Raw genomic sequence first — 15,842 nt, forward strand, 5'->3', positions numbered from 1 at the left:
TTCAGCGACGCGCTGGGCGTCAGTTGCTGGTGGGCTTGCCGCGGCGGGCGCGGAGCTGGTTGAGGGCGTCCTCGAGCAGCTGCTCCGCTTCCTCCTCCGAACGGCGCTCCTTCACGTAGGCGAGGTGCGTCTTGTACGGCTCGGCCTTCGCGACCGACGGCGGGTTCTCCCGATCGCGTCCGGCAGGCAGGCCGCTGGACGGCGAATCGATGGTCTCGGGGATCTCCTCCTCGGGCAGGTTGGCCGCGAAGTAGCGGACGGTCTCGTTGCCGAGCGCATCCCAGTACGACACGGCGATGCGGTCCGCGTGGAACCCGCGGTCCTGCTCGCCCATCGGGCCCGCGCCGACGCGCGAACCACGGATTGCACTTCCTCCGGAAGCCATTGTTCTCCTCTGGTGAAAGGCGCTGACTAAGCGCTGAACTTGGTGATCAGCCCGAGCACGACGATGCAGACGATCCAGATGATGCCCAGAACGACCGTGATGCGGTTGAGGTTGCGCTCAGCGACGCCCGACGCGCCGAGGTTGGAGGTGACGCCGCCCCCGAACATGTCGGAGAGTCCGCCGCCGCGCCCCTTGTGCAAGAGGATGAGCAGCGTCAGCAGGAGGCTGGTGATGCCCAGCAGCACCTGCAGGACGACCTGGAGAATCTGCACGAGTTACCTTTCGCGTAACGACACCCGGGCCGCGCCCGGGGAAAGCCAACGACCAGTATAACCGGCCGGGTCGAGAACGACCGTCTCCGTCAGAGACCGACGTGCTTCTGGTAGCGGATGATGCTCGCGAACTCGGCCACGTCGAGGCTCGCGCCGCCGACGAGCGCACCGTCGACGTTCGGCTCGCGCATGAACGCGGCGATGTTGCCGGACTTCACCGAACCACCGTAGAGGATGCGCGTCTTCGCCGCGACGTCGGCGCCTAGCAGCTCGACGATGACGGCGCGCAGCGCGGCCGCCACCTGCTCGGCTTGCTCCGGCGTCGCCGCCTGGCCGGACCCGATGGCCCAGACCGGCTCGTACGCGACCACGAAATCGGCGGCCGAGTCGACCTGCGCGAGCGCGGCGCGCAGCTGCGCGACCGGCACGGCGCTGGCGCCGTGCACCTCGAGGTCCTCCGCGGTCTCCCCCACACAGATGATCGGGGCGATGTTGTGCGCGATCGCCTGGGCCGTCTTCGCTGCCACCTGCTCGTCGGTCTCACCGTGGAGGGTGCGACGCTCGGAGTGGCCGATGATCACGTAGCGGCATTCGAGGGCGGCGAGGAACGCCGCCGAGATCTCGCCCGTGTAGGCGCCCGAGACGTGCTCGGAGACATCCTGACCGCCGAAGGCGATCGGGAGCTTGTCGGCCGACACCAGCGTCTGCACGCTGCGCAGATCGGTGAACGGCGGGAAGACCGCCGCCTCGACCGCAGAGAAATCGTGGCCCGCGTCTTTGAGCGTCCACGCGAGCTTCTGCACGACCGCGATGGCCTGGAGGTGGTCCAGGTTCATCTTCCAGTTGCCGGCGATGAGCGGAACACGCCGCACCGAAGGGTTCACTGCTGCCATCCGAGGACCTCCAGACCCGGGAGGCGCTTGCCCTCGAGGAACTCGAGACTCGCTCCACCGCCCGTCGAGATGTGACCGAACTGATCGTCCGAGAAACCGAGCGCGCGGACCGCAGCGGCCGAGTCGCCGCCGCCGACGACGCCGAGACCGTCGACCTCGGTCAGCGCCTGCGCGACGGCCTTGGTGCCGGCCGCGAACGGGGCCAACTCGAACACGCCCATGGGGCCGTTCCAGAAGACGGTGCGTGCACCACGGACGTATTCCGAGAAGAGCTGCGCGGTCTCCGGGCCGATGTCGAGACCGAGACCGGAGGCGCCCCAGTCGGTGTCCTCGATGGCGTCGACCGGGCGCACCACGTGCTCCGCGTCGGCGCCGAACTTCGAGGCGACGACCACGTCGCGCGGCAGCACGATCTCGACGCCGCGCTCGTTCGCCTGAGCGAGGTAGCCCTTCACGGTGTCGATCTGGTCGGCCTCGAGCAGGCTCGATCCGACCTTGTGGCCGAGGGCGGCGAGGAAGGTGAAGAGCATCCCGCCACCGATGAGCAGCGAGTCGACGCGCGGCAGCAGGTGGCCGATCACGCCGAGCTTGTCCGAGACCTTCGAGCCGCCGAGGACGACCACGTACGGCCGCTCGGGGTTCTCGGTGAGCCGATCGAGCACGTCCAGCTCGGTCGCGATGAGCGTGCCCGCGGCACTCGGAAGCGCCTGCGCCAGCTCGTACACGCTGGCCTGCTTGCGGTGCACGACTCCGAAGCCGTCGGAGACGAAGGCGTCGCCGAAGGCCGCGAGCTTCGCGGCGAACGCGGCGCGCTCGGCGTCGTCCTTGCTGGTCTCCCCCGGGTTGAAGCGGAGGTTCTCGAGCAGGGCGACATCGCCGTCCTGGAGGCCGGCGACAGCGTCTGCGGCGCCCTGGCCGACCGTGTCCTGCGCGAAGGTCACCGGCTTGCCCAGCAGCTCGGAGAGCCGCTGGGCGACCGGCGCCAGGCTGTACTTCGCATCGGGTGCGCCCTCGGGGCGACCCAGATGGGAGATGACGACCACCTTCGCGCCCTGGTTGATCAGGGCGTTCAGGGTGGGAATCGACGCTCGCACACGGCCGTCGTCCGTGATCTGGCCGTCCTTCAGGGGGACGTTCAGATCACAGCGGACGACGACACGCTTGCCGGCGAGCGAACCGAGTGAGTCAAGGGTGCGGAGCGTCACGTCGGTTCCCTGTCGTTAGAGGCGCTCGGCCACGTACTCGGTCAGGTCCACCAGGCGGTTGGAGTAGCCCCACTCGTTGTCGTACCAGCTCGAGAGCTTGACCTGGTCGCCCAGCACGCGCAGCAGGCCCGCGTCGAAGATCGACGAGTGCGGGTCGGAGACGATGTCGCTGGAGACGATCTCGTCCTCCGTGTACTTGAGGATTCCCTTGAGCTCGCCCTCGGCGGCCTCCTTGTACGCGGCCTTGATCTCGTCGACGGTGACCGGGCGCGAGGCGGTGACGGTCAGGTCGGTGATCGAGCCGGTGGGGACCGGGACGCGGAGCGCGAAGCCGTCGAGCTTGCCCTTGAGCTCGGGGAGGACCAGGCCGATCGCCTTCGCGGCGCCGGTCGAGGTCGGGACGATGTTGATGGCGGCGGCGCGGGCACGGCGCAGGTCGCTGTGCGGGCCGTCCTGGAGGTTCTGGTCGGCGGTGTACGCGTGGACCGTGGTCATGAGACCGCGCTCGATGCCGAACTTGTCGTTGAACACCTTCGCCAGCGGGGCGAGGCAGTTCGTGGTGCACGACGCGTTGGAGATGATGTTGTGCGCGGCGGGGTCGTAGAGGTGCTCGTTCACACCCATGACGAACGTGGCGTCCTCATCGGTCGCGGGTGCCGAGATGATGACCTTCTTGGCGCCGGCCTCGATGTGCTTCTTGGCGTCGGCGGCCTTGGTGAAGCGGCCGGTCGACTCGATGACGATGTCGACGCCCAGGTCGCCCCAGCCGAGGTTGGCGGGGTCGCGCTCCGCGAGGACCTTGATCGGCTTGCCGTTCACGACGATGTTGTCGCCGTCCAGCTCCACCGTGGCGTCCAGGCGGCCCGTGATCGAGTCGTACTTGAGCAGGTGTGCGAGCGTCTTGTTGTCGGTGAGGTCGTTCACCGCGACGATCTCGAGGTCGCTGCCCTTCGCGAGGGCCGCGCGCAGGTAGTTGCGACCAATGCGACCGAACCCGTTGATTCCGATCTTTACGGACACAGATGTCTCCAGTTACTTGATGGGCGCCGGACGGCGCTGATATGGGTGTGTGAAGCGGACGACGGCGTCCCGGGAGGAGCCCTCCCGGGACGCCTCACCTGACTACGACAGTAGCAGCAGGCCCGAGGTCTTTTCGCGCGCCTTCAGGAAGCGGTCCTGGACGTCGGCCCAGTTCGTGATGTTCCAGAACGCCTTCACGTAGTCGGCCTTCACGTTGACGTAGTCGAGGTAGAAGGCGTGCTCCCACATGTCGAGCAGGAGGAGCGGAACGGTCGCCGCTGCGAGGTTGCCCTGGTGGTCGTACAGCTGCTCGATGATGAGCTTCTGGCCCAGCGAGTCCCACGCGAGGATCGACCAGCCGGAGCCCTGGATGCCGAGCGCCGACGCGGTGAAGTGAGCGCGGAACTTGTCGAACGAGCCGAAGAACTCGTCGATCGCCGAGGCGAGCTCGCCGGTCGGCTTGTCGCCGCCGTCCGGCGAGAGGTTGTTCCAGAACACCGTGTGGTTCACGTGACCGGCGAGGTTGAACGCGAGGTCCTTCTGGAGCTTGTTGACGTTGGCGAGGTCGTCCGCGTCGCGGGCCTCGGCCAGCTTCACGAGCGCGGTGTTCGCACCGTCGACATACGCCTTGTGGTGCTTGTCGTGGTGCAGCTCCATGATCCGACCGCTGATGTTCGGCTCGAGCGCCGAGTAGTCGTACGGAAGGTCGGCGAGCGTGTAGTCAGCCATTACTCATCTCCTCAGGTGTGTCCCGGCACGAACGGTTCCGCCGGGATCGGGCGACTTTTCCAGTCTACTGAGGGCAACTCCGGCCGCGACCGGAAGCTTCCCGGACGGGGCGCCCCGCCACGGAACCTACACCTCGTCGAGGTCGGCCGGGAGGTTGGCATCCGTACCGGGGATTCCCAGATCCGCCGCGCGCTTGTCAGCCATCGCGAGAAGGCGGCGGATGCGACCGGCGACGGCGTCCTTCGTCATGGGCGGGTCGGCGTGGTGGCCGAGCTCGTCGAGGCTGGCGTCGCGCTGCGAGAGGCGCAGCTCGCCGGCGTAGCGCAAGTGCTCCGGAACGTCGTCGCCGAGGATCTCGAGCGCGCGCTCGACGCGGGCGCAGGCGGCGACGGCGGCCTGCGCCGAGCGACGCAGGTTCGCGTCGTCGAAATTGACCAGCCGGTTGGCGGTGGCGCGCACCTCGCGGCGCTGACGCAGCTCCTCCCAGTTGGCGACGGTCTGCGCTGCGCCCATCTGGACGAGCATCGCGCTGATCGCCTCGCCGTCGCGGATGACGACGCGGTGCACGCCCCGGACCTCCCGAGCCTTCGCGGCGATGCCCAGACGACCGGCGGCCCCCACGAGCGCCATCGCAGCCTCGTTGCCCGGGCAGGTGACTTCGAGGGCGGCGGAGCGACCCGGGTCGGTGAGCGAGCCGTGCGCGAGGAACGCGCCGCGCCAGACGGCGGCCAGCTCCTCCCGTGAGCCGGTCGTGAGACGGTTGGGGAGGCCTCGGATCGGGCGGCGGCGGGCATCGAGCAGGCCGGTCTGGCGGGCGAGGGTCTCGCCCCCCTCGAGCACCCGGACGAGGTACTGCGGGCTGCGGCGGATGCCGGAGGCGGAGATGATGGATCCTTCGCTGCGGACGCCGTAGAGCTCGGCCAGGTCCTTGCGCACCCGCGTGGCGAGCTCGGGGGTGTCGAGCTCGCTCTCCACCGCGATGCGGCCGCCGATCAGGTGCAGTCCGCCGGAGAAGCGGAGGATGGTCGCGAGCTCGGCGGCGCGCACGGTCGTCTTGCTGACCTGCACCTTCGTGAGCTCGTCCTTGACGTCGGCGGTGAGAGCCAATCGGATTCCTAACTGTTGAGCGACGGCGTCGGTGGCGCCGTGATACGGGTGGCCGGCGTCATTCACGGCCGAGGTCGCGGTGTTTGGTGTTCACCGCGAGACCCGGGAAACTGCGCAACCGTGCCGCGAGCTCTTCCGCAATCGCGACGGACCGGTGCTTCCCTCCCGTGCAGCCTATCGCGATCGTGGCATGCCGTTTGTTCTCGCGCTGGTACCCCTCGAAGATCGGACGGAGCGCCAGCACGTACGCGGAGACGAACTCCTCCGCCCCGTTCTGGCTCAGGACGAAGTCGCGCACGACCTCGTCGAGACCGGTGTGCGGCCGCAGCTCCGGGTTCCAGAACGGGTTGGGCAGGAAGCGCGCGTCGGCCACGAGGTCGGCGTCCGGCGGCAGCCCGTATTTGAAGCCGAAGCTCTGGACGGTGACCTGCACGCCCGCCGTGCCCTCGGAGGCGAACGTCTCCGTGATGTTGGTCGCCAGCTGGTGGATGTTCAGGTCGGAGGTGTCGACGATGAGGTCGCTCGCCTCGCGGATCTCGCGCAGACGCGCCCTCTCCGCGGTGATCCCATCCAGGATGGTGCCATCACCCTGCAGGGGATGCGGGCGCCGCACCTGCTCGAACCGGCGGACGAGCACGGAGTCGGCGGCCTCCAGGAACAGCACGCGCACCTTCGTGCCCTCGCGCAGGCTCTGGATCATCTCGCGCAGGTCGGCGAAGAAGTTGCGGCCGCGGACGTCGACGACGGCCGCGATCCGGGGCAGGCCGGAATCGGCCCGGTTCGCGAGCTCGATGAGCGGGCGCAGCATCTGGGGAGGGAGGTTGTCGACCACGTACCAGTCGAGGTCCTCGAGCGCGTTGGCGACCGTCGAACGGCCCGCCCCCGACATGCCCGTGACGATCAGCACTTCCTGCTGCGCGGTGTCGGTGGCCACCTGTTCTCCTCCTCGCGATGCGTGTCCGCCCAGCCTACCGAGAGACGGCGGCCGAGATGGATGTCCTGCGCATAATCAGTGGGGCCGCGCACGCGAGCGCAGCGGCGACGACCCAGGCGGCCGCTGAGCCTCCCGTCACGAGCGTCAGCACGACGCCCGACGCGCCGGCCACGGCTCCCGTGACGGCCGTGACCGGGGAGACCTGCGGCGCCGTGTCGGGGCGCGCGGGGGCGGTCTCGATGCGTCCGGCCACGGCCACCGCCCCGGCGACGGCGATCAGGACGACCGCGAACCACACCGGGCGGGACGACCACCACTCCGCACTCAGGATCGGGGGAAGCGTGGTGCCGGAGACCAGCAGCGCCCCCGCGAGCACGATCAGCACCGGCATGTGCCACAGGTAGACCGTCATCGCACGCGCCGAGATCCACGCCACCACGGCCTCCACACCCGGGCGTGTCGCTGCGGAACGCAGAGCGGGGGCGACGACCGCGAAGAGCGCGAGCTGGATCGCGCCGAGCAGCACGAGAGCCGACACCGGCGGATTGAGGTTCGCGAGCATGTCGAAGGACCAGAAGCCCGTTGCGCACACCCCCGCCAGCAGTGCGGCGGCGCCCGCCGCGCCGAGGAGCAGCGTGCGGGGGCGGAGTGCGCCCACCCGCCCGTCGGCCAGCCAGAAGCCGAGCTGCTGGACCGCCAGCCAGACGAAGACGAGGTTGGCGAATCCCACCCCCGTGACGCCCGTCGACACCCGGACGACGTCGGCGGCCAGCGCGAGAGCGACCGGCGCGAGCAGGCCGAGCACCGGCGCGCGACGATGGAGGGCGACCATCGGCGGGACGCCGACCGTGCAGAGCACGTACACGCCCAGGAACCACAGCGGCTGGCTCATCCGGAAGCCGGCGACGGCGACGAGGGACTCCGGGACCCCCGCGAGCGTGAGCGCGCTCAGGAGCACGGCCACGCCGCCGAGGGCGACCGCGGCGGGCACGAACAGCCGGCGCACACGCGCCCCCAGGTATTCGCCGTAGCCAGCGCCCCGCCCCCGCATCCGCTCCCACTGGGTGTACGACGAGAACCCGCCCAGGACGAAGAACAACGGCATGACCTGCACGAGCCAGCTCAGCGCGGCGAAGCCCGGCCAGTGCTCCATGGCGTTCTCGAGCACCGGACCCGCCGCTCCGGCGCCGACGCCGACCATGAGCGCGTGCAGCAGCACGACGACCACAAGAGAGGCGGAGCGCGCCAGGTCGACGGCCGCATCCCTGCGGGCCGGCGGTTCACGCCGCTCCGGTGCGCGGGTCGCGAGGGACAGGGTCATAGGAGGCTCCTTCCGTCCGGCCCGGCGGGCCGACGGTCAGAGCGTCTCAACGGGATGTGGGGCCTCGCGTCACCCCGGAGAGCCAACCCGCACCCCTACCGCGGTAGGGGTGCGACAGGGCTGCGGTACGGAGCGGTGGACGGGGAGGCGGTGAGGGCCGGGGCGGGTGGCGCCCGGTCAGGGGTTCGGCGCGACGAGTCCCGCGTCGAAGGCCAGGATGACCGCCTGCACCCGGTCGCGGAGCCCCAGCTTGGAGAACACGCGGCTCACGTGGGTCTTGACCGTCTGCTCGGCGATGAACAGCTCGGCGGCGATCTCGGCGTTGGAGAGACCGCGCCCGATCAGCACCAGGATCTCCCGCTCGCGCTCGGTCAGGCCGGCGAGGCGCTGCGCCTGCGCGCCCCCCGCCGGCCGAAGGGAGCCGAAGCGCTCCAGCAGACGCTTGGTGACCCGCGGGGCGAGGAGGGCGTCTCCGTCGGCGACCACGCGCACGGCCTGCACGAGATCGGCGGGAGGGGCATCCTTCAGCAGGAAGCCGCTCGCGCCCGCGCTGAGCGCGTCGTAGACGTACTCGTCGGCGTCGAACGTGGTGAGGACCAGCACGAGCGGGCGATGCGGATCGCCACGGCTCGGGCGCACCAGCTCTCGGGTGGCGTCGATTCCGTTCATCACCGGCATGCGCACATCCATCAGCACGACATCAGGCCGCAGGCGGCGCGCCAGCTCCACCGCCTCGGCGCCGTCGGCCGCCTGACCGAGCACCTCGATCCCCTCCTGCGCCTGGAGGATCGCGGCGAAGCCCGCGCGCACCATCGCCTGATCGTCCGCGACGAGCACGCTGATCGTCATGCCGATTCCTTTCCGACGCGGAGCGGGAGCACCGCGCGCACCCGGAAGCCGCCGTCGGCGCGCGGCGCCGCCTCGAGCGTCCCGCCCAGGAGCTCCGCGCGCTCGCGCATCCCACGGATGCCGTGGCCACCGGTGTCGGGCGCGGGCGCGGAGGCCGGCCTCCCGGGAGGCGCGGAGTTCGCGACCGCGACCTGCAGGCCCCCGCTCACGCGCTCCACCACGACCTCGACGGCCGCACCGGTGGCGTGACGCGCAACGTTGCTCAGGGACTCCTGCACGATCCGATAGACAGCGAGGGCCAGGACCGGGTCAACTGCGGCCGTGGTCTCGGGCGCGAGCCGGTCGTCCAGATGCGCGGCTCCGCGGCGACCCGCCGCGGCGACGAGCGCGGCGAGGTCCCCGAGGCCCGGCTGCGGCGCGGTCTCGGCGGTCGCGTCCTCGCTGCGGAGGACGCCGAGCAGCGCGCGCATCTCCCCCATGGCGCTGCGCGCGGTCGCCGCCAGTTCGTCGAACTCCGCGACGGCGTCCGGCGAGAGGTCCGGGAGCCGGTACCGCGCGCTCGAGGCCTGCACCTGGATCGCGGACATGCCGTGGGCGACCACGTCGTGCAGTTCCCGCGCGATCCGCGTCCGCTCCTCAGCCACCTCACGGAGCGCCTGCTCGGAGGCGGAGATGCGCTGCTCCCGCAGGAGCTGCCGCCGGACGTCCTGCCAGCGTGCCACCAGCACTCCACCGCCGAGCGCGGCCGCGCTCACCGCAGCGAAGACGATCAGGTCGGCGGTCACGGCGCCGGACGTCGCGGGAGCGCGCATGCCCGACCAGCCCACGATCGACGTCGCGGCGACGGCGACCGTCCACACGACCCCGGCGGCTCGCCACGCCCCTCCCGCAGCGGCCAGGCCGAGGGCGGCGGCGAAGGCGATCGTCGACGGCACTGCCACCGGCCACGGGCCACCACCTGCCGGGGAGCCGAGCAGGGACAGCAGGAGGACGGCCGCCGCGGAGACGGCGACCGCGGCCGCCGGCCGCACCAGCGCGAGCAGGAGTGCGCCGCCGAGCGCGGCCGAGACCAGCAGGGCGACGACGACGGGGGTGGCGTAGAGGGTCGCGGAGAGCGCGGCCGACACGGCGAGGATCGCCACCGTCGCCGTCGTCGTGGCGCCCCAGAGCAGGACGCGCGAGCCGTCGATCCGCAACACAGGCGGCTGCGGGAGCGCGCTGGGCGTCGACGCTGTCATCCGCGGGCCTCCTGCCGGTCCTGTGCGACGGTGCGAACCGTCGGCGCTGTTCTTCGTGCCGTCCCGCGGGCGGGAGCGACGGGGCGCGGCGATCCAGCGCCCGAACGTGCCTCGCGTCGCTTCGCATGAGCGCGCAGCCCGGCATCGATCCCGATGCCCACCGTCACGCCCAGGACGATCCCGACGGCCATCGCGAGGAGCGCGTTGCCGCCGAGCCAGTGCGCGGCGACCACCCCCACAGTAACGGAGTAGAGGGCCCACGAGACCCCCGCGACGGAGGACAGCAGCAGGAAGCGCGCCGGCGCGATCCGCGAGGCGCCCGCCATGAGGTTGACGGCCACCCGGCCCACCGGCACGTATCGCGCCGACAGGAGCAGAACGCCGGTCCGCTGATGCAGTCCGCGACGGGCACGTGCCAGCGCCGCGCTCGTGCGCGGGCCGCGCAGCGGGCGGAGACGCTCGATGCGGTCGATGGGCACGAGACGCCCCACCGCGAAGGTGAGGTTGTCGCCCGCGATCGCCCCCGCGGCGGCGCACGCGAGCACCAGCGGCAGGCTCGGCGCCCCGACGGCGACGGCGGCCGCCGCTGCCGCGATCACCACGGACTCGCTGGGCACGGGTGGGAAGAACGCGTCCACGAGCACGACGGCGAAGACGACCAGATACACCCACGGGGACGCGGCCGCGTGGGCGATGAACTCGTTGAGGGCTTCCATGCCTCGACGCTACGGACGGAGAACGCGCGACGCGTCCCCCAGCGGTACCGGCCACCCCCTACCGCAGAGGGAGAAACCGCCGAGGGCGACCCTGCACCCGGACGACCGGCAGAGCGAGCCTCAGCGCTCGGCCAGCCGCTCGGCCACGGCGGCGGCCAGCGTCGGGCCGACGCCGCGCACCTCTGCGATCTGCTCCGGCGTCGCCTGCTTCAGCTGGGCCACAGAACCGAAGTGCTTCAGCAGCTCCTTCACCCGCGATGGGCCGAGGCCCGGGATCTCGCCCAGCACGGTGCCGATGTCACGCTTACGCCGCGACCGCTGGTAGGTGATCGCGAAGCGGTGTGCCTCGTCGCGCAGCCGCTGGATGAGGAAGAGGGCGTCGCTGTTGCGCGGCAGGATGACCGGGAAGTCCGAGTCGGGCAGCCAGATCTCCTCCAGACGCTTGGCGATACCCGCCAGCTGGATGCCCTGCACGCCCGACTCCTCGAGGGCGCGCTGCGCCGCGGCCACCTGCGGCTGACCGCCGTCGACGAGGAGGAGGTTCGGCGGGTAGGAGAACTTGCGGCGGCGCTTCTCCGCCGCTTCCGCGAGCTCGGCGTCGACATCGATGGTCGGGTCGTCTCCCCCGTCGTCGGCGAACGGCTCGTCCGTTCGCCCCGTGCCCGCAGCGACCGGATCGGTCTCGATGGGCGCGTCGTCCTTCAGGTAGGCGAGTCGCCGCGTGATCACCTGGTAGATCGACTCCGTGTCGTCGGTCGACTCGGGGATGCTGAACCGGCGGTACTGATCCTTGCGCGGCAGACCGTCCTCGAAGACGACCATGGACGCGACGATGTTGGTCCCGCTCAGGTGCGAGACGTCGTAGCACTCCATCCGCAGCGGAGCCTCGTCCATGCCGAGCGCCTCCTGGATGTCGGAGAGCGCCTTGGACCGGGCGACGAAGTCCGCAGATCGGCGCGTCTTGTAGAGCACGAGCGCGTTCTTGGCGTTCATCTCCGCGGTCTGCGCCAGCGCGGCCTTGTCGCCGCGCTGGGCGACGCGCAGCTCCACACGACCGCTGAGCCGTCCGCGCGTCGCACTCGGGTCGCTCACGCTCCCGCCGCTGGTCTCGTGCCGACGTTCGGTGAGCCACCGTTCCAGCTCCGCCGTGTCGTCCGGCAGTTCGGGCACCAGAATCTCGCGCGGGGGCACGTCGGCGCCCTCATAGGCGTTCTGCAGGACGGTCTCCACCAGTTCGCCGAGCTCCATGTCGAGCTCTTTGTCGACCACCCAGCTGCGGACACCGCGGATGCGCCCGCCGCGCACGATGAACTGCTGCACCGCGGCCGCGAGCTCGTCGTGGGCGATGCCGAAGGCGTCGAGGTCGACCGTCTCCTGCAGCACGACCGCGCTCTTGCCCATGGCCGCCTCGAGGGCCTGGATGGCGTCACGGTGCCGGGCGGCGGCCTCGTAGTCCATCGTGCTCGCGGCCGACTTCATCTTGTCGTTCAGCTCGCGGATGTACTTCGTGTCATTGCCCGCCATGAACGAGACGAAGTCCTCGGCGAGCCCGCGGTGGTCCTCCGGCGTGATACGGCCGACGCAGGGCGCGGCGCACTTGCCGATGTCGCCGAGCAGGCACGGACGACCCGTCAGCTCGGCGCGGCGGTACACCCCGTCGGAGCAGCTGCGGACCGGGAACGCCTTGAGCATGAGGTCGACGGTGTCGCGGATCGCCCACACCTTCGTATATGGACCGAAGTAGCGGGCGTCCTTGACGCCGCGGTTGCGGGTGACCATCACGCGCGGGATGCGGTCGCCCAGCGTCACGGCGAGGTAGGGGTACGACTTGTCGTCCCGGAACTGCACGTTGAACGGTGGAGTGAACTCCTTGATCCAGGTGTACTCCAGCTGGAGCGCCTCGAACTCGCTCGCCACCACCGTCCACTCGACCGACGCGGCGGTCGTGACCATGCGCCGGGTGCGCTCGTGCAGGCTGCGCAGAGGCTGGAAGTAGTTGCTCAACCGCGCACGCAGGTTCTTCGCCTTGCCCACGTAGAGCACCCGCCGGTTCTTGTCGCGGAAGCGGTAGACGCCCGGCTGGGTCGGGATCTCGCCGGCCTTCGGCCGGTAGCTGACGGTGTCGGCCACGCGCGCGCCCTACGCGGCGCCCTGGGCGCTCTCGCCCTGCAGGATCTCCTTGAGGAAGTAGCCCGTGTGGCTGCCTGGAGCCTCCGCCACCTGCTCCGGGGTGCCGGTCGCGATGACCTGGCCGCCCCCGGCGCCGCCTTCGGGGCCCATATCGATCAGCCAGTCCGCGGACTTGATCACGTCGAGGTTGTGCTCGATGACGATGACGGTGTTGCCCTTGTCGAGAAGGCCGTTGAGCACGAGCAGCAGCTTGCGGACGTCTTCGAAGTGCAGACCGGTGGTCGGCTCGTCGAGCACGTAGACGCTGCGGCCGTTCGACCGGCGCTGCAGCTCGGTCGCGAGCTTCACGCGCTGCGCCTCGCCGCCCGACAGGGTCGTCGCGCTCTGGCCGAGCCGCACGTAGCCGAGACCCACGTCGACCAGCGTCTTCAGGTAGCGGTGGATGGCCGAGATCGGCTCGAAGAACACCGCCGCCTCGCTGATCGGCATGTCGAGCACCTCGGCGATGTTCTTGCCCTTGTAGTGCACCGAGAGCGTGTCGCGGTTGTAACGGGCTCCCCCGCACACCTCGCACGCGACGTACACGTCGGGCAGGAAGTTCATCTCGATCTTGATCGTGCCGTCGCCGGAGCACGCCTCGCAGCGACCGCCCTTGACGTTGAAGCTGAACCGGCCCGGCAGGTAGCCGCGCATCTTCGCCTCGGTGGTCTCCGCGAAGAGGTTGCGGATGCGGTCGAACACGCCCGTGTAGGTGGCCGGGTTGGAGCGCGGAGTCCGGCCGATGGGCGCCTGGTCGACGTGCACGACCTTGTCGAGATTGTCCAGTCCGGTGACCGTGCGGTGCTTGCCCGGAAGCTTGCGGGCCCCGTTGAGCTTGTTGGCGAGCACGCGGTAGAGGATGTCGTTGACGAGCGACGACTTGCCCGATCCCGAGACGCCCGTGACGGCGACGAACGTGCCGAGCGGGAAGTCGACGGTGACCTTCTTGAGGTTGTTCGCCTCGGCGTCGACCACGCGCAGCATCCGCTTCTTGTCGATCTTCCGGCGCTTGGCCGGGATGGCGATCTCGCGACGGCCCGCGAGGTAGTCGCCCGTGAGCGACTCGGTGTTCGCCAGCAGCTCATCGTACGAGCCGGAATGCACGACGTGACCGCCGTTGACGCCCGCGCCCGGACCGATGTCGACGACCCAGTCGGCGGTGCGGATGGTGTCCTCGTCGTGCTCGACCACGATGAGCGTGTTGCCGAGGTCGCGGAGGGCCACGAGCGTGTCGATCAGGCGCCGGTTGTCACGCTGGTGCAGGCCGATGCTCGGCTCGTCGAGCACGTAGAGCACGCCGGTCAGCCCCGACCCGATCTGAGTGGCGAGCCGGATGCGCTGCGCCTCGCCACCGGACAGCGTGGCCGCCGCCCGCGAGAGGTCGAGGTAGCTGAGTCCGACCTGGATCAGGAAGTCGAGGCGGATCTTGATCTCGCGCAGCACCTGGGCGGCGATCTTCTGCTCGCGTTCGGTGAGGTGCAGCTTCTCCATGAACGCGCGGGCGTCGCTGAGGCTCAGCTCCGACGTGTCCGCGATGCTCGCACCGTGGACGTGCACGGCGAGCACCTCGGGCTTGAGGCGCTTGCCCTTGCAGACCGGGCACGGAACCTCGCGCAGGTACTCGGCCCAGCGTGCGCGCTGCGTGTCGGTCTCGGCCTGCAGGTACTGGCGCTCGATGTACGGCACCACGCCCTCGAAGCCGGAGGTGTACGACATCTCGCGTCCGTACCGGTTCTTCCAGCGGACCTTGACCTCGAAGTTGTCGCCGTGGAGCACCGCGTCGCGCACGTTCTCCGGGAGCTTCTTCCACGGGGTCGTCAGCGAGAACTTCAGGTCACGAGCGAGCCCGTCGAGCAGCTTCTCGTAGTAGTTGAAGAGCCCTTTGCCCTGCGTGGTCCAGGGGACGATCACGCCCTCCGCGATGCTCAGCTCGTCGTCGCCGAGCAGGAGGTCGTCGTCGACCGACATGCGGGTGCCGAGGCCGGAGCACTCGGGGCACGCGCCGAACGGCGCATTGAACGAGAACGTGCGCGGCTCGATCTCGGTGAGCTGGATCGGGTGGCCGTTCGGGCAGGAGAGCTTCTCGCTGAAGTTCTGCCAGGCCTCCGGTCCCTCACGGTCGACGAAGTTGACCTGGACGAGACCGTCCGTGAGCCGCAGCGCGGTCTCGAGCGAATCCGTCAGACGGGTCAGGATGTCGGGGCCGGCCACGAGACGGTCCACGATGACCGAGATGTCGTGCTTGTACTGCTTCTTGAGCGTCGGCGGTTCCGCGAGCTGGATCATCTCGCCGTCGACCAGCGCGCGCGAGTAACCGCCCGCCGCGAGCTCCTTGAAGAGGTCGACGAACTCGCCCTTCTTCTGCGAGACGACCGGGCTGACCACCATGTAGCGGGTGCCCGCCTCCAGCTCCATCAGCTGGTCGGCGATCTGCTGCACCGTCTGCCGCTGGATCTTCTCGCCGCAGATCGGGCAGTGCGGCACGCCGATGCGCGCCCAGAGCAGACGCATGTAGTCGTAGATCTCGGTGATCGTTCCGACGGTCGAGCGCGGGTTGCGGTTCGTCGACTTCTGATCGATCGACACCGCGGGGCTGAGACCCTCGATGAAGTCGACGTCGGGGCGGTCGACCTGTCCGAGGAACTGACGCGCGTAGGCCGACAGCGACTCGACGTACCTGCGCTGCCCCTCCGCGAAGATCGTGTCGAACGCGAGAGACGACTTGCCCGAGCCCGACAGGCCGGTGAACACGACGAGGGAGTCGCGCGGGATCTCGAGGTCGACATCGTGCAGGTTGTGCACACGCGCGCCCCGGACGCTCAGGTGCGACCCCGTGACCCTGGCGATGCTCCCCTGCGGCTGATGGCTCTGCGCCTGACCCTGGATACCCTGCCCCTGAATACTCACTCGTCCCATTTTCCGCTAGTTCTCGACGGCGTCGGCCCGTGTTCGCCGACCGCGCACGCGCGCCGGCGGTTCGAAGTTTTGTTCGATTCTAGCGCCT

The 15,842-nt window shown here is 70.0% G+C and carries 14 protein-coding genes; all 14 read right to left on the bottom strand.

The features are described from left to right. Positions 1–19 precede the first annotated feature (19 nt). Complete coding sequence (locus IT072_RS11375) at positions 20–385, bottom strand: RNA polymerase-binding protein RbpA (RefSeq protein ID WP_223356586.1); 366 nt, start codon at positions 383–385, stop codon at positions 20–22. 26 nt (positions 386–411) lie between these two features. After that, a complete protein-coding gene (secG, locus tag IT072_RS11380; RefSeq protein ID WP_025159475.1) occupies positions 412–657 on the bottom strand; it encodes a preprotein translocase subunit SecG in 246 nt (81 codons plus the stop codon). Between the two features lie 89 nt (positions 658–746). Then, entirely contained in the window at positions 747–1,550 is an 804-nt protein-coding gene (gene tpiA, locus IT072_RS11385; RefSeq protein ID WP_223356588.1) for a triose-phosphate isomerase, read from the bottom strand. After that, positions 1,538–2,755, bottom strand: coding sequence for a phosphoglycerate kinase (locus IT072_RS11390; RefSeq protein ID WP_223356591.1), 1,218 nt, complete (start codon positions 2,753–2,755; stop codon positions 1,538–1,540). Before IT072_RS11390 ends, tpiA begins: the two co-directional genes overlap by 13 nt. Positions 2,756–2,770: 15 nt before the next feature. Further along, positions 2,771–3,775, bottom strand: a complete 1,005-nt coding sequence (gene gap / locus IT072_RS11395) for a type I glyceraldehyde-3-phosphate dehydrogenase (RefSeq protein WP_021764736.1) — start codon at positions 3,773–3,775, stop codon at positions 2,771–2,773. 102 nt (positions 3,776–3,877) lie between these two features. Further along, the gene (locus tag IT072_RS11400) at positions 3,878–4,504 is read right to left on the bottom strand and encodes a superoxide dismutase (protein ID WP_223356593.1); all 627 of its coding nucleotides are present in this window, start codon (positions 4,502–4,504) and stop codon (positions 3,878–3,880) included. Between the two features lie 126 nt (positions 4,505–4,630). Then, on the bottom strand, positions 4,631–5,611 hold the full coding sequence (gene whiA, locus IT072_RS11405; RefSeq protein ID WP_223356595.1) for a DNA-binding protein WhiA: 981 nt from the start codon (positions 5,609–5,611) through the stop codon (positions 4,631–4,633). 58 nt (positions 5,612–5,669) lie between these two features. Then, the gene (gene rapZ, locus IT072_RS11410; RefSeq protein WP_223356599.1) at positions 5,670–6,545 is read right to left on the bottom strand and encodes an RNase adapter RapZ; all 876 of its coding nucleotides are present in this window, start codon (positions 6,543–6,545) and stop codon (positions 5,670–5,672) included. A 34-nt stretch (positions 6,546–6,579) separates the two neighbouring features. After that, positions 6,580–7,866 carry an acyltransferase family protein gene (locus tag IT072_RS11415; RefSeq protein WP_223356602.1) on the bottom strand — a complete coding sequence of 429 codons (1,287 nt, stop codon included), beginning with the start codon at positions 7,864–7,866 and terminating at the stop codon, positions 6,580–6,582. Positions 7,867–8,043: 177 nt separating this feature from the next. Further along, positions 8,044–8,715, bottom strand: coding sequence for a response regulator (locus tag IT072_RS11420; protein ID WP_223356604.1), 672 nt, complete (start codon positions 8,713–8,715; stop codon positions 8,044–8,046). After that, positions 8,712–9,953, bottom strand: coding sequence for a sensor histidine kinase (locus IT072_RS11425; protein ID WP_223356606.1), 1,242 nt, complete (start codon positions 9,951–9,953; stop codon positions 8,712–8,714). Before IT072_RS11425 ends, IT072_RS11420 begins: the two co-directional genes overlap by 4 nt. Then, complete coding sequence (locus tag IT072_RS11430; RefSeq protein WP_223356608.1) at positions 9,950–10,669, bottom strand: DedA family protein; 720 nt, start codon at positions 10,667–10,669, stop codon at positions 9,950–9,952. The genes IT072_RS11425 and IT072_RS11430 overlap by 4 nt, the downstream gene beginning before the upstream one ends. Positions 10,670–10,789: 120 nt before the next feature. Further along, on the bottom strand, positions 10,790–12,799 hold the full coding sequence (uvrC, locus tag IT072_RS11435; RefSeq protein WP_223356611.1) for an excinuclease ABC subunit UvrC: 2,010 nt from the start codon (positions 12,797–12,799) through the stop codon (positions 10,790–10,792). 9 nt (positions 12,800–12,808) lie between these two features. Then, positions 12,809–15,754 (bottom strand): excinuclease ABC subunit UvrA, encoded by a 2,946-nt coding sequence (gene uvrA, locus IT072_RS11440; protein ID WP_442786758.1) that lies wholly within the window; start codon positions 15,752–15,754, stop codon positions 12,809–12,811. Positions 15,755–15,842: the final 88 nt, after the last annotated feature.

The sequence above is a fragment of the Leifsonia sp. ZF2019 genome (assembly GCF_019924635.1).
In the GTDB taxonomy this organism is placed as follows: Bacteria; Actinomycetota; Actinomycetes; order Actinomycetales; family Microbacteriaceae; genus Leifsonia.

Bases quoted from the DNA above. Each gene is read 5' to 3' on its own strand.
- IT072_RS11375 (WP_223356586.1), bottom strand. From the start codon at position 385: ATGGCTTCCGGAGGAAGTGCAATCCGTGGTTCGCGCGTCGGCGCGGGC.
- tpiA (WP_223356588.1), bottom strand. From the start codon at position 1,550: ATGGCAGCAGTGAACCCTTCGGTGCGGCGTGTTCCGCTCATCGCCGGC.
- IT072_RS11400 (WP_223356593.1), bottom strand. From the start codon at position 4,504: ATGGCTGACTACACGCTCGCCGACCTTCCGTACGACTACTCGGCGCTC.
- IT072_RS11415 (WP_223356602.1), bottom strand. From the start codon at position 7,866: ATGACCCTGTCCCTCGCGACCCGCGCACCGGAGCGGCGTGAACCGCCG.
- IT072_RS11420 (WP_223356604.1), bottom strand. From the start codon at position 8,715: ATGACGATCAGCGTGCTCGTCGCGGACGATCAGGCGATGGTGCGCGCG.
- IT072_RS11425 (WP_223356606.1), bottom strand. From the start codon at position 9,953: ATGACAGCGTCGACGCCCAGCGCGCTCCCGCAGCCGCCTGTGTTGCGG.
- IT072_RS11430 (WP_223356608.1), bottom strand. From the start codon at position 10,669: ATGGAAGCCCTCAACGAGTTCATCGCCCACGCGGCCGCGTCCCCGTGG.
- uvrA (WP_442786758.1), bottom strand. From the start codon at position 15,754: ATGGGACGAGTGAGTATTCAGGGGCAGGGTATCCAGGGTCAGGCGCAG.